Origin of the sequence: Paraburkholderia denitrificans (assembly GCF_042655705.1) — a bacterium.
GTDB lineage: Bacteria > Pseudomonadota > Gammaproteobacteria > Burkholderiales > Burkholderiaceae > Paraburkholderia > Paraburkholderia denitrificans.
Map to the genome: position 1 here is coordinate 113,142 of NZ_JBHSMP010000003.1, position 13,543 is coordinate 126,684.

Here is a 13,543-nt window from a genome sequence, read left to right on the forward strand (position 1 = left end):
CTCATAGCTGCACCGCCTTGCGCACCAGTTCGAAGACCCTGGTGTTCTCGATCACGCCGTGGAACGTGTCCGCGCCGCGGCCGATCGCACCGAGGAAGACATCCGTGCCGCCGTGCGTTTCGTTGTTAGGTGGCATCCGGATAGCCGCCTCCTGGTGATAATCGTTGGCGCCCGCCACCTCGTCGGTAAGCTCGGTGCCCTTGCGGCTGCCCTGCACGCGCTTCTCGCCATTGCCGAAGCCGATGATCGTGTACGGTGCGCCGTCCGCGTCCTTCGAAATCGCGCCGTCCCGATAGTTGTGCACCACGCCCAGCACCCCCGGCTTGCCCGCCTCGGTCCTGCCGGTGCGCGCCGAATAACCGTTCAGCACCAGCGTGTGATCGTGATCGGCCGTGACGACGATCAGCGTGTTCTTCAGGTCGGGATCGGTCTTGCGCACCTTGTCGAGCGCCGCCTTGATCGCGTCGTCGAACGCGACCGTGTCCTGCAGCGCGCGCTTCGCATTGGTGTTGTGCAACGCATGGTCGATCCGGCCGCCTTCGACCATCAGGAAATAGCCCTTCGAGTTCTTTTGCAGCACGTCGAGCGCACGCGTCGTCATCTCGGACAGGCTCGGCTCCTTCACCGCGTTGCGATCGAGGTCGTAGCTCATGTGATCCGAGTCAAAAAGGCCAACCAGCTTTCCACTCTTGATCGCATCCGCGCCAAGGAGGTCGTCACGGTTCTGCGCGAACGCGTAGCCCTTCGCCTTCAGCTCGTTGACCAGGTTGCGCCCGTCGCCGCGCTTGCCGTCGGCGTCCTTCGGGACGAAGAATTTCTTGCCGCCGCCGAGCACCACGTCGACGCCGTCGCCCAGCGCGCCGTTAAAGCCCGCACCGCCCGGCACGAGCGATGCCGCAATGTCGTTCTCGGCGTCGCGATGACATACGTGCGCGTACGTCGCGGCGGGCGTCGCGTGCGTGACGCGCGTGGTCGTCACAACGCCCGTGGCCAACCCCTTCGCCTTGGCGATTTCGAGCAGCGTCGTCGCGGGTTTGCCGTTGTTCGCACCGCAGTTGCCGACGCCGCCAGTCGGCTCGATCGCCACCGTATCGGTCGACATCGCGATGACTTCATTGTTGGACTTGACGCCTGTCATATAGGCGGACATCGACGGCGCACTGTCGGTCACCTGCGCATCGTTGGAATAGGTCTTCACGAACGCGGACTCAGGCAGCGTATCGATCGTGAGATCGCCGCTTTCGCCAACGGCGTAAATGCGAGCAGCCGTCAGGGTCGTGATGCCCATGCCGTCGCCGAGGAAAAAGATCACGTTGCGCGCGGCAGTCGGCGCAGTATCGGGTACGTCGGGTACGGTGCTGGTCCGTTCATCGCTGCCGTTGCATCCAGCAAGTGCAAAGACGCAAGAACTAAGCAGCGCCGCCAGTTTGGCTCGCTCCATGTTTTCTACTCCCCCGTCGCGAAGGTTTTCAGGAAGCTCGGATGTTAAGGAACAAGTGTGACTCGACAGTGAAAGCAGAACGAAAGATAAGGAATACTTTGCGAACGAGGGGCGTGCGGAGTCGGTGACGGGCAAGCTGGCGCGGGCCAAACCCGGCTCACTTTGAGGTCACCACGAGATGTGTCACGCACCGAGTCAGAAAGATGTCATTTTCCTTACGCATAATTGCGGCTTTGAAATTCGTGAGGATCGCAAAGTGTTCACGCGCAAGTAGCAAGATGGCATCCTTGCCCTACAGAAAAGGCGGGCATCGGCTTGTCACTTAGTAGTTCATTGTTACTTGTCGAACCCGGTGATGGCGCTGCCCCTGCTGGTAGACGCACGCTCTTGGGCTTCCACGAATACCACCTCTTCGGCACCAGCAATTACAGACATTTGAAATATGACGAATTCTCGCAAGTTGACGATGACCGCCATGGCGGCTTTTATCATCGCCCTGTCTTATGGCTGCAGCGACACCAACAACAATAGACCTGTCGAGTCGAAACCCACGGCGCCGCCCGCACCAGCGCCTGAAATCACAGGCAAATGGACGAAGGGTGATTTTCACGTCCATACCGTGGAGTCGGACGATGCGCAGGACAAGCTGTCGGTCGTTCTGGATGAAGCGCTGCTCCGCTACGACCTCGACTGGATGGCCCTCTCGAACCATCTTCGTCTGTCAAAGCGCGACCACGATGGCGTTGACCTCATCAACGGTCCGCTACCCTTCTCTTTGGCGATGGCGCAATACGAGATTCCGGCTGTACGCGAAATGCAGGCCGGCGGCCGCTACGCCAACAAGTTGATCTTCTCGACATTCGAATGGGATATGCCCACGCACGATCATATTAACGTGGGCATCTTCACCGGTTCGCCACTGAGCACGTCTCTCGATGCGGCCAAACAATTCGAGTACTACTTCACCAACCGCGTGGCCAGTCAGTTCGACTCAGACGATGTCGCCCGCTGGGATGCCGCCGGTACGCGCGCCTTCACCACTCACGAGGATGCAGTCAAGGCCATCACGTGGCTGCGCGACAACTACCCGGACACGAGTTATGCATTGATCAACCACCCTTCGCGCAATAACGGCAAATGGTCGGCGGCCGACTATCGCGCGTTCAATGACGTTGCACCGAACATCGTGTTTGCCATGGAAGGCATGATTGGCGGGCAGATGGAGCCTGATCGCGGCAGCTATACCACGGCTTATGTCGATGCAAATCGGAAAAACCGTGTCTATGGCGGCGTGGACTACACAGTGGCGCAAGTGGGAGGCGTTTGGGATGCGTTGCTCGGTGACGGCCGCCGCTTCTGGAACGTGGGCAATTCCGATCACCACTTCAAGATTCGTGGCCCTTACAGCAGCAGTTACTTTCCCGGTGAGTATGCTCGAACCTATATCTGGGTAGACGACAAGTACACGGGCGTGAAAGGGGTACTGGAAGGTCTGCGCTCAGGCAAGATGTTTTCCGTGTACGGCGACTTGATCAATGCACTCGACTTTCATATCGGCGGCGACACTACCACTACCGATATGGGCGGTGAGCTGAAGGCGAAGGCGGGAGATACGGTATCGATCACGATCCGCTTCAAGAGCCCGGATCGCAATAATTATCAGTATCCGATTGACAGCGGCATCAGCGTCAACGCTCGCCCAACCGTGGACCATATTGATCTGATTGCCGGTGACGTCACGCCGCGCGCCGCGCCTGGCACGCCGAACTACAGCAAGGATACGAACGATTCGACGCGGGTGATTGCGACGTTCACGGCTGCCGACTGGAAACTCGACAAGGATGGCTACAACACAATCACGTACAAGTATGTGGCGACGACGAATCAATACTTCCGGTTGCGCGGCACGAACCTGGGCATGAATGTGCCGGGCGCAACGGAGAATGGCAATCCGCTACCCGACCAGAAAACCGACGTGACTCAAAATGACGCGCGCTTCAATGCGATCAACGCGCGAAACTACAATAACCTGTGGTTCTATTCGAACCCGGTGTTCGTGACGGTAGGGTCGTAACAGGAGCGTTATCCGCACAAAATCAGATGCGCGGATAAGCGGAGGGTGGACCGGTGCGGTGTAACGGGTCCATCTCTCCGCATTTTGGTCCCATTACCTCATCGGGCGATGCGCAGCGGGATGCCGATCGCTTCCGTACGCGCGTCTCGCGAACCACCGCTCGCCGATTGCTCGTCCCCAGGCATTCACCCAGCGCGTAGCCATGACGCGTTCGCACTCGCCATCGGCCTTCATCAGCCGATCCATCGCCAGACCAAGGCGATACATCGCATAACGTTTCCGCCGCATTGCGATATCGGCTCGCTCGATCATCGTTTTGTCTCTTCTCGTTACGTGATACGTCGAGCACAAAAACAGCGAGAACATCCAATCGGCCGGGATACTGCCGCATGGCAAGCGCATCGATTCAGCGGGATCGAACGATCCGTCCACGCATTAACTCACGAACGAGAATCCTCCCATACCAGGGAGACTATCGAGTGCGTGGTTACCGTCTCGTCTGGCCTCACTTTCGCCGGCGAATGTCGTCTTGCTGTATGCGATTACCTTGAAGCCACTGCCAGCCGGCCTGGGGATTGTGATACCCCAATGCCATCCACCTTCTTGTTCGAAGACATGTAGCATCGGGTTTGATTGATGCGGTGGAGATCGAGTCGTCATGTCACGCTCTCCTTTCAAAAACATTCGGAACGACCACTCAACGTATCCAGTGTAGGCATCATTTTGCTGCGGTGCAATAATTAAATCGCGATGGTTGTCAGGGTAATGCAAGGAAGCGCCGGTTTGCGTTTGGGTTGACTTCCGGGTTGACTTCCGGATTGGCGTCCCTGCCAGCCGCGCGAGTATCGGCAGTTCATGCAGAATACGCGAGCAAAGCTACAAAGCTTTACATCCGAAACGAACAAGACGGACGACCTGGGAGCGCTTTTATGCCATTCGGGCGAGACTTCCAACTGGCGCGCGCAATCGCTGTGGTGGCCGTCTAAGCGCACCAGCTCGTGATTGCAGAGCAGGTTGTCCTGCTTACGTTGCACGGTCCATTCACGCAACGGGCGCATAATGGCCCACTATCGATGCAATGATGGTCACCCGCCGAGGAGAGCGCCATGCACGCGAAGCACGAGGAAGTCGTCACGCACCTGCTTGTTGATCTCGTTGATTTCGCGCGTGGACGATTACCGGAGCCCGCGTTCCAGATCGTCGAGCCGTTTCTCCAGCACTATTACGATTTTGCCGACGTCGACGATCTCAAGAGCCGCAGCATCGCCGACCTTTATGGCGCCGCCATGGCGCACTGGCAGACAGCGCAACGTTTCGTACCGGGCAGCGAACGTCTGCGCGTCTACAACCCGATCCTCGAACAGCACGGCTGGCATTCGGACCACACGGTCATCGAAATCGTCAACGACGACATGCCGTTTCTCGTCGACTCGGTCACCATGGCCGTCAATCGGCTCGGCCTCGTTCTCCATTCGGCCCTGCATCCGGTGTTCCGCATCTGGCGCGACAAGGACGGCGGCATTGGCCGCGTCAGCGCGGGCGGCGCGGGTAGTGCAACCGGCGACGAAGCCCAGTCGCAACTCGCCTCTTTCATTCACTTCGAAGTCGATCGCTGCGGAGACGCGGTAAAACTCGACACGCTGCGCAACGATATCGCGCAAGTTCTGGACGATGTGCGTGCATCGGTCGAGGATTGGCCGAAGCTCCTCGACATCGCACGCGACACGATCAAGCTCATGAAGGCCCGCGAGAAAACCGCGGAGGACATCGAGGCGCGCGCATTCCTCGAATGGATGGTGGCCGACCATTTCACGTTCCTCGGGCAACGCGACTATGCGCTCGTCTCGCTCGATACCGGCTTCGGCCTGCGCGGCATGGACGAATCGGGCCTCGGCATCCTGCGCGGCGCGCGGCGCCCGCCCGGGACGCCCGACATCACGCCGTTGCCGCACGCCGCCGCCGAAATCATCACGGGTGCGTGGCCGATCTTCCTGACGAAAGCGAATTCGCGCGCAACGGTTCACCGGCCCGGCTACCTGGACTACGTGGGCGTGAAGCTCATGGGCCCCGACGGCAAAGTGACCGGCGAGCGGCGCTTTCTCGGGCTCTACACGTCGACGGCCTACAGGGTGTCCAGCGCCGAGATTCCGATCGTGCGCCGCAAGTGCGCGAACATCGTGCAGCGCGCGGGTTTTCTGCCTAAAGGGCATCTCGGCAAATCGCTCGTGACGGTGCTCGATACGTGGCCGCGCGACGAACTGTTCGTGGCCGACGAAGACCAGCTCTACGACGACGCGCTCGGCGTGCTGCGCCTCCAGGAACATCAGCGCACGCGGCTTTTCGTGCGGCGCGACCGCTTCGACCGGTTCGTGTCGTGCCTCGTGTTCGTCTCGCGCGACAAGTACAACACCGATATACGCCGACGCATCGCGCGCCTGCTCATGCAGGCGTTCAATGGCGTGTCCGCGGAATTCACACCGCTGTTGTCCGAATCGACCATCGCGCGAATTCATTTCGTCGTGCATGCCGAGCCGGGCACAATGCCCGATGTCGACACGCGCGAACTCGAAGCACGGCTCGTGCAGGCAACACGCCGCTGGCAGGACGATCTCGCCGATACGCTGCTCGACGCATTCGGCGAAGAACAGGGCAACCGGCTGCTGCACCGCTACGCGGACTCGTTTCCCGCGGGCTATCGCGACGACTATCCGGCGCGCACCGCCGTGCGCGACATCGAACTGATCGAGCGCGTTCAAGGCACGCCTCGTCTCGCGATGAATCTCTATCGTCCCATCGAATCCGGGGTGCGCCAGTTCCGCTTCAAGGTCTATCGCGCGGGCGAGCCAATCGCACTCTCGCGCAGCCTGCCGATGCTCGAACATCTTGGCGTGCGTGTAGACGAAGAGCGGCCTTATCTGATTCAGGCGCCCGATTGCGCGCCTGCGTGGGTCCACGATTTCGGGCTCGAACTGGCCGACGACGCCGAATTCGATATCGACCGCGTGAAGGATCTGTTCGAAGAGGCGTTCGACCAGGTGTGGAACGGCACCATCGAAAACGACAATTACAACCGGCTCGTCCTGCGCGCGAATCTCAGCGCGCGCGAAGTCACGATACTGCGGGCGTACGCGAAATATCTGCGGCAAGTGGGCTCAACTTTCAGCGACGCGTACATCGAGCGCGCGATCACCGGCAATCCGGACATCGCGCGGCAGTTTGTCGAACTCTTTATGACGCGCTTCGATCCGGTTGCGGGCGAGGCGCGCAACACGCAGGCCGAAAGCCTGTTGCAGGCCATCGAAAGCGCGCTCGACCAGGTGCCCAACCTCGACGAAGACCGCATTCTGCGGCAATTCCTCGGCGTCATTAACGCGACGGTGCGCACCAACTATTTCCTGCGCGACGCCAACCGCCAGCCCAAGTCCTATCTCTCGTTCAAGTTCGATCCGGCGAAAGTGCCCGGCCTGCCGGAACCGAAGCCGATGTTCGAAATCTGGGTGTATTCGCCGCGCGTCGAAGGCGTGCACCTGCGTGGCGGTCGCGTCGCACGCGGCGGCCTGCGCTGGTCCGACCGGCGCGAAGACTTCCGCACGGAAGTGCTCGGGTTGATGAAGGCGCAGATGGTGAAGAATGTGGTCATCGTGCCGGTCGGCTCGAAGGGCGGCTTCGTCGTGAAGCAGCCGCCATTGCCCTCGGATCGCGAAGCGTGGATGCGCGAAGGTATCGCGTGCTATCAGACTTTCCTGCGCGGCCTGCTCGACCTCACCGACAATCTCGCGAATAACGCCGTCGTGCCGCCAGCCGATGTCGTGCGCCGCGACTCCGACGATCCCTATCTCGTCGTCGCAGCCGACAAGGGCACGGCCACCTTTTCCGATTACGCAAACGCGATCTCGCACGAATACGGCTTCTGGCTCGACGATGCGTTCGCCTCGGGCGGCTCGGTCGGCTACGACCACAAGAAGATGGCGATCACGGCGCGCGGCGCCTGGGAATCCGTGAAGCGGCATTTCCGCGAAATGGGCGTCGATACGCAGGCAACCGATTTCACGGTGGTCGGCATCGGCGACATGTCGGGCGACGTATTCGGCAACGGCATGCTGCTTTCGCCGCACATCCGGCTGGTCGCCGCGTTCGATCACCGGCACGTGTTCCTCGACCCGAATCCCGATCCGGCCACGAGCCTCGCGGAACGCCAGCGCATTTTCGCGCTGGAGCGTTCGAGCTGGGCCGACTATGACACCGCGAAAATTTCCGCGGGCGGCGGCGTCTACGCGCGCACGGTGAAAACCATTCCGCTCTCGCACGAAGTTCAGGCCGCGCTCGGCATCGATGCGAAGGCGCTCACGCCGAACGAGCTGATTCGCGCGATCCTGCTCGCGCCCGTCGATCTGCTTTACAACGGCGGAATCGGCACATACGTGAAGGCGGCGCACGAAACGAACGCGCAGGTGGGCGACCGCGCCAGCGACGCCGTGCGCGTCAACGGTGCCGACCTGCGCTGCAAGGTCGTCGGCGAAGGCGGCAATCTCGGCGCCACGCAATTCGGGCGAATCGAATTCGCGTTGCGCGGCGGCCGCATCAATACGGACGCCATCGACAATTCAGCCGGTGTCGATTGCTCGGACCACGAAGTCAACATCAAGATTCTTCTCGGACTCGTGGTCGCGGACGGCGAAATGACCGAAAAGCAGCGCAACGCGCTGCTCGCGGAAATGACCGACGAAGTCGGCCTGCTCGTGCTGCGCGACAACTACTACCAGACCCAGGCGCTTTCGATTGCGGGCCGTTACGCCGTGCAGATGCTCGATGCCGAAGCACGGTTGATCCGCGCGCTCGAACGTGCGGGCCGCCTGAACCGCGTGATCGAGTTTCTGCCCACCGACGAAGAGATTGCGGAGCGCCAGGCCGCGAAGCTCGGCCTCACGTCGCCGGAACGCGCAGTGCTGCTCGCCTACAGCAAGATGTGGCTGTACGACGCCCTGCTCGACTCGGATATTCCCGAAGATCCGCTCGTGGCGGAAATGCTGGTCGATTACTTCCCGAAGCCGCTGCAACAGCGCTTCAGCGAACCGATGCGCCGCCATCCGCTGCGCCGCGAAATTCTCGCGACGCATCTGACCAATGCGCTCATCAATCGCGTGGGCTGTGCGTTCGTGCATCGCATCATGGAGGAAACCGACGCAAAACCCGGCGACATCGTGCGGGCCTGCATCCTCGCGCGCGACGTGTTCGATCTCAACGAAGTCTGGCGCGATATCGACGCGCTCGACAACCGTGTCGCCGACGACGTGCAGGCGCGCATGTTCGTCGACGTCGCGCGGCTGCTCGAACGCGCGGCGCTGTGGTTCCTGCGGCACCTGCAATCGGGCGCTGTGGGTAACGGCAGTAACGGCAGCGTGAGCGATCTGCTCGCGCGTTGTCGCGACGCGGCGCAACGGCTTGCACCGCAACTGCCGCAGTTGCTGCATGCCACGGATATCGAAGCGCTCACGGCACGCCAGCGCACGCTGGTCGATGCGGGTGTCGAAAGCGGGCTGGCCGCGCGCGTGGCGAGTGGCGACATTTCGGCAGCGCTGCTCGATATCGCCGAGGTCGCCGCAGCCTGCAACCGGAGTCTGGATCTCGTCGCCGGGGTGTACTTCGCGCTCGGCACGCAGCTTAACTACGGCTGGATCAGCGAACGTGCGGCATCACTGCCGACGCCGACGCATTGGGACATGATGGCGCGCGCGGCTGCACTGGCCGAGGTCGCACGGCTCAAGCGCGCGCTGACGACGAGTGCGCTTGCGCAGTCGCCGGAATCGTCGACGCCCGATGCGATCGTCAAAGCCTGGTGCGACTGCCGCGAAACCGCGCTCGCGCGCTACGGCCAGCTCCTCGCGGATCTTCGCGCCACGGGCGGGGCGAGTCTCGCGGTGCTGCTGGTGGTGGTCAGGGAGATGGTTGCGCTCGAGAGGGTGTAAGCCGCAGGAATGCCCGTTGCGCGCGCAATCGGTACGATCCGGCTTGACGCTTCGCCTGGCAATTGCCTTCATACGGTTGAAGGCGACTTTACGTTGCCGTGTCTTCGTGCCTTAGAGCAGGCCGGATTTCCAGATCATCTGCGTGGCAGCCGCCAGCACGCAGACGAGCACCACGGCACGACGAAAATGATCGCAATCTGCTTCGTAAACTGACGGCCCGGTCGCGGCTCTGCAGAGCGCGGCGTTTCGCGCTACGCTGTGCGCCATCGTTGCGTTCCACTTTTCCCGGCACGCAACCCGTCATTTACATGAGGAACGCAATGACGCAGCCGCTCAAGATCGATTTTGTCTCCGATATCACCTGCCCGTGGTGTGCGATTGGCCTTTCTTCGCTTCAACTCGCGCTGCAACGCATCGGCGACGAGGTCGACGCGCAGATCGTCGTGCACCCGTTCGAGCTGAACCCGCAGATGGGACCGGCAGGCGAATCGCTCGTCGATTACATCAGCAAGAAGTACGGGCTTACGCCCGAGCAGATTGCCGAAAACCAGGCCATGATCCGCGCGCGCGGTAAAGACGTGGGCTTCGATTTCGGACCGCGCAACCATACTTACAACACGTTCGACGCGCATCGCGTGCTGCATTGGGCCGGTCTCGCGGGCCAGCAAGTGCCGCTGAAGCTGGCGCTGCTGCGCGCCTATCATTCGAACGGGAAGGATCCGGGCAACCATGACGTGCTGGTGGAAGCCGCGCAATCGGTCGGGCTCGACGGCGCGCAGGCGCGCGAGGTCCTTGAGAGCGGAGCCTATGCCGACGAGGTTCGCGCACAAGAAGAGGAAGTTCAGTCGATGGGTATTCAGTCGGTGCCCGCGGTCATCTTCAACGAGCGCTATCTCGTGAGCGGCGGGCAACCCGTGGAAACCTTCGAGCAGGCGATCCGGCAAATTCTCGCGCAAGCGTGACGTGACGTGACGTGATGCGCCCGCCTACCGTGGCGCGTAGCCTTCGCTTTCGACCAGTTCGATCAGCATGGCCGAAAACGCCTTCGCGGCCAGCGTCGTATACGCGTTGCGACGCGAGAGCAGCGCCACCGTCCGTTGCGGCAGTGCGGGCGAGACGGCCAGGCTGACAAGCCCGTCGTGTTCCCGCATCACCGCCGAGGGCAGGATCGACGCAAGCGTGCCTTGCTTCACGAGCTTGAGCACCGTACCCAGCGAGTTCGACTGCACCATGACCGGTGGCCGGGTCTGATGCACGCGCAACCATGTGTCGGCGAACTGGCGCACGACGAAATCCGGGCTGAGCAGCGTCATGGGCGTCGCGGCGAGTTCGGCAGCGGGAATGGGCCCTTTCCGCCGCGCGAGATCGTGGTGTTTCGACACCACGAGCGCGATGCGCTCCGCGAACAGAGGTTGCGCGTGAATTTCTTCCGAGCGCACATCCGTAAAGCCGATGCCGAGATCGAGTTCGTCGCGCAGGAGCCCGCCCTCGATTTCTTCCAGCGGCTTCTCCGCGAGTTCGATGGCGACAGCCGGATGCGCCGCGCGAAATTTTTGCAGCGCGGGATCGATCAGGTATTCAGAGAAAGTCGGCGTGTAGGCGAGGCGCAGCAGACCGCGTGTGAGGTCGCGCACTTCGTGCAGCGCGCGCCGGCCGGCTTCAAGCTGCGCCAGCGCCTGCTTTGCGTGCTTGACGTATTCGCGGCCAAAATCGGTAAGGCTCACCGTGCGGCCAGTACGGTCGAAAAGCGGGCCGCCCAGTTCGCTCTCCAGTTGCCGGATCTGCTGCGACAACGCGGGTTGGGAAACGTGCAGCACCTCGGCGGCGCGCGTGAAGTTCTTCAGTTCTGCGACGGTTACCACGTATCGAAGGGGGCGCAGCATCGAGATCCGGTCCTCCATAAGGGTCACTTATCGGGACGATTGCAATATCGTCTTGGACACCCGCCATCGGGATGCACAGAATGGTCTGGTGTAAACGCGGGGTGAACACATGACAACGGCAGGCGCCCAGCCTGCGTGTCGCCATTTTACAAGCGGGGCAACGAATGTTTGAAGCGATTGTGATGTCCGTGCTCGCAGTTTTCGCCGGGGTCTGTTTGACCTTTTTGACGGCGGTATTGCTGCCGGACGAGGCAGCCGGGCGGGCCAATCGTGGCGGACTTTTTGCCGATCTTGGCAGCGACGCATCACAACGCCCGCAGGCATGCGCGTGCCGCACCGCGAATGCCGCCGCGCGGCACCGCCGCAAAACGCGTCGAACACCGTTCGGACTGGAAGCTTGATCCTCGCGTAGCGCCCGGCTTACGCGGGCGCCGGTTCTGGTTCTGGCGCGGTCACCACCAGCACGTTGCACGACACGCGGTCCAGCAACAGGCGGTCGTCGCGCCCTTCCCACCAGCGGGCCAATGCGCCGCGGCGATGATGCCCGAGCACGACGACATCGGGTTTCAACATTTCGCAATAGCGCGCAATCTCGTCGATCGGCCGCCCAACCACAAAATGGCCTTGCGCATCGAGCCCCATCGCGGTCAAGCGCGCGACGCCCTCGCGCAAAATCTCGCGGGCCGCGTCTTCCGCCGAATCCAGCGGCACCGCCAATGTCACATCCGCCATCGCCCACTGCACCGGCGCGTTATCGAGTACGGCCAGCAAGTGCGTTTGCGCGTGGCACTCGAGCGCAAGCTGCGCCCCTTCGCGTAACGCCCGGCGCCCTTCCCGCGAGGCGTCGTAGCACAGCAGAATCCGGCTGAAAGAAGACATTTTCTCCTCCCCCGCTTTGCGTTGCGTGAGGTCCGACGCGTGCGCGGCCTGCAACGACACATGTCGCGAACTGTCTGTTCCGATTATAGGCGTTGTATCACAGCGTGATATAGTTGAAACGTGTGTTGTCACTGCGATCACGGCGTCATCAGGGAGGCCGTATGCTCATCACCAGTGGATTCGAGATCACCTACCTTCTCGTTGCGTTCGCATTGCTCGGCGCAATCCTGATCGGCACGCTCATTACCGCGCTCCATCTGGAGCGCTGGCATCCACGGCTCATCGGGGCCGCCATCGGCGTATTGCTCGGATACGTTCTCATCGAAGCATTACCGATGATGACCTGAAACGCGCGATTAATCACTCCGTGCTTTCACGCGCCATGCGCGTGAATTCCGCATCGACGCGGCGCTTCGCAAGCGCATGGCCGTTAATGTTGCAGGGCAGCACGCTCGACGCGCACTGCGGCGCACCACGTCGTACCGCGCCCGCGACATGCGAAAACGGATTCGCTAGACTCGTACTCAGGAGGAGCGGCACCCCGCGCCGATCTCTCTCCTGCCCATGGAATCGAATCGAGCCAATGCCGTTCGCGAACGCCCGGTGCGCGTCTGGGACTTCCCGACGCGCCTCTTTCACTGGCTGACCGTCGCGCTCGTGGCAGGCGCCTGGATCACCGAGCGTTTTAACTGGATCAACCTGCACGTGCGTTTTGGCGAAACGCTGCTTGGGCTCGTGCTGTTCCGGCTGATGTGGGGTTGTGTCGGGAGCGAGACTTCGCGGTTCAGCAGTTTCGTCTCAACGCCAGCGGCGGCGTTCCGGCATCTGCGGCATCTCTTCAGGCGCGAGCCGGACATCCAGGTTGGGCACAATCCCGCAGGGGCCTGGATGGTTCTGCTGCTGCTCGCGCTTTTGCTGATCGAGACGCTGAGCGGCATTTACGTCTACAACGATATCGCCGACGAGGGGCCGCTCAGCGAGATCGTTCCGGCACGCATCGCGAACGCGATCTCGGCGCTGCACGCTTATGGCTGGTATGTTCTGCTCGCCGCGGTGGTGCTGCATCTTTGCGCGATCGGTGTCTACGCGCTCGCGAAAGGCCACAATCTGCTGGGCCCGATGCTCACGGGCCGCAAGCGGCTGCCCTCGACAATCGCCGCACCGGCGCGCGCTTCGCTCTGGCTCGCGGCGCTATTGCTGGCACTTGCGGCAACGATCGTGGCACTGCTCGCCACGTATCTTTGAATATCTGCGACTGCGTTAAAGGCGTCTTCGGGTTGATCCGTGGTCGGCTTGACCG

At 61.8% G+C, this 13,543-nt stretch carries 12 protein-coding genes; 6 read left to right on the forward strand and 6 right to left on the reverse strand.

What is annotated here, in order from left to right; translation table 11 throughout:
• Position 1 precedes the first annotated feature (1 nt).
• Together ACFPTO_RS00875 and ACFPTO_RS00880 are read right to left on the reverse strand one after the other, a co-directional pair.
• Positions 2-1,441, reverse strand: a complete 1,440-nt coding sequence (locus ACFPTO_RS00875) for an alkaline phosphatase (RefSeq protein WP_377708743.1) — start codon at positions 1,439-1,441, stop codon at positions 2-4.
• Between the two features lie 336 nt (positions 1,442-1,777).
• Positions 1,778-1,918, reverse strand: coding sequence for a hypothetical protein (locus ACFPTO_RS00880; RefSeq protein ID WP_377708744.1), 141 nt, complete (start codon positions 1,916-1,918; stop codon positions 1,778-1,780).
• On the opposite strand from ACFPTO_RS00880, the gene ACFPTO_RS00885 reads away from it, so the two are divergent.
• Positions 1,908-3,515, forward strand: coding sequence for a CehA/McbA family metallohydrolase domain-containing protein (locus ACFPTO_RS00885; RefSeq protein ID WP_377708745.1), 1,608 nt, complete (start codon positions 1,908-1,910; stop codon positions 3,513-3,515). The two genes, ACFPTO_RS00880 and ACFPTO_RS00885, sit on opposite strands and share 11 nt — an antisense overlap.
• Before the next feature lie 93 nt (positions 3,516-3,608).
• Here ACFPTO_RS00885 and ACFPTO_RS00890 read toward each other — a convergent pair whose 3' ends face one another.
• Positions 3,609-3,947, reverse strand: a complete 339-nt coding sequence (locus tag ACFPTO_RS00890) for a hypothetical protein (protein ID WP_377708747.1) — start codon at positions 3,945-3,947, stop codon at positions 3,609-3,611.
• Positions 3,948-4,621: 674 nt separating this feature from the next.
• Here ACFPTO_RS00890 and ACFPTO_RS00895 point away from each other — a divergent pair.
• Positions 4,622-9,481 carry an NAD-glutamate dehydrogenase gene (locus ACFPTO_RS00895; RefSeq protein ID WP_377708749.1) on the forward strand — a complete coding sequence of 1,620 codons (4,860 nt, stop codon included), beginning with the start codon at positions 4,622-4,624 and terminating at the stop codon, positions 9,479-9,481.
• A 111-nt stretch (positions 9,482-9,592) separates the two neighbouring features.
• Here ACFPTO_RS00895 and ACFPTO_RS00900 read toward each other — a convergent pair whose 3' ends face one another.
• Positions 9,593-9,748 (reverse strand): hypothetical protein, encoded by a 156-nt coding sequence (locus tag ACFPTO_RS00900; RefSeq protein WP_377708750.1) that lies wholly within the window; start codon positions 9,746-9,748, stop codon positions 9,593-9,595.
• A gap of 53 nt (positions 9,749-9,801) precedes the next feature.
• On the opposite strand from ACFPTO_RS00900, the gene ACFPTO_RS00905 reads away from it, so the two are divergent.
• Positions 9,802-10,443, forward strand: coding sequence for a DsbA family oxidoreductase (locus ACFPTO_RS00905; protein WP_377708751.1), 642 nt, complete (start codon positions 9,802-9,804; stop codon positions 10,441-10,443).
• Between the two features lie 24 nt (positions 10,444-10,467).
• On the opposite strand, the gene cynR is transcribed toward ACFPTO_RS00905, so the two are convergent.
• Positions 10,468-11,364 carry a transcriptional regulator CynR gene (cynR, locus tag ACFPTO_RS00910; RefSeq protein ID WP_377708752.1) on the reverse strand — a complete coding sequence of 299 codons (897 nt, stop codon included), beginning with the start codon at positions 11,362-11,364 and terminating at the stop codon, positions 10,468-10,470.
• Positions 11,365-11,528: 164 nt separating this feature from the next.
• Between cynR and ACFPTO_RS00915 the strand changes: the two genes are divergently transcribed.
• Positions 11,529-11,765 (forward strand): hypothetical protein, encoded by a 237-nt coding sequence (locus ACFPTO_RS00915; RefSeq protein WP_377708754.1) that lies wholly within the window; start codon positions 11,529-11,531, stop codon positions 11,763-11,765.
• Between the two features lie 19 nt (positions 11,766-11,784).
• Here ACFPTO_RS00915 and ACFPTO_RS00920 read toward each other — a convergent pair whose 3' ends face one another.
• Positions 11,785-12,303, reverse strand: a complete 519-nt coding sequence (locus ACFPTO_RS00920; protein ID WP_377708756.1) for a universal stress protein — start codon at positions 12,301-12,303, stop codon at positions 11,785-11,787.
• 101 nt (positions 12,304-12,404) lie between these two features.
• On the opposite strand from ACFPTO_RS00920, the gene ACFPTO_RS00925 reads away from it, so the two are divergent.
• Both ACFPTO_RS00925 and ACFPTO_RS00930 read left to right on the forward strand, forming a co-directional pair.
• Complete coding sequence (locus ACFPTO_RS00925) at positions 12,405-12,590, forward strand: hypothetical protein (RefSeq protein WP_377708757.1); 186 nt, start codon at positions 12,405-12,407, stop codon at positions 12,588-12,590.
• 217 nt (positions 12,591-12,807) lie between these two features.
• Positions 12,808-13,488 (forward strand): cytochrome b/b6 domain-containing protein, encoded by a 681-nt coding sequence (locus ACFPTO_RS00930; RefSeq protein WP_377708758.1) that lies wholly within the window; start codon positions 12,808-12,810, stop codon positions 13,486-13,488.
• Positions 13,489-13,543: the final 55 nt, after the last annotated feature.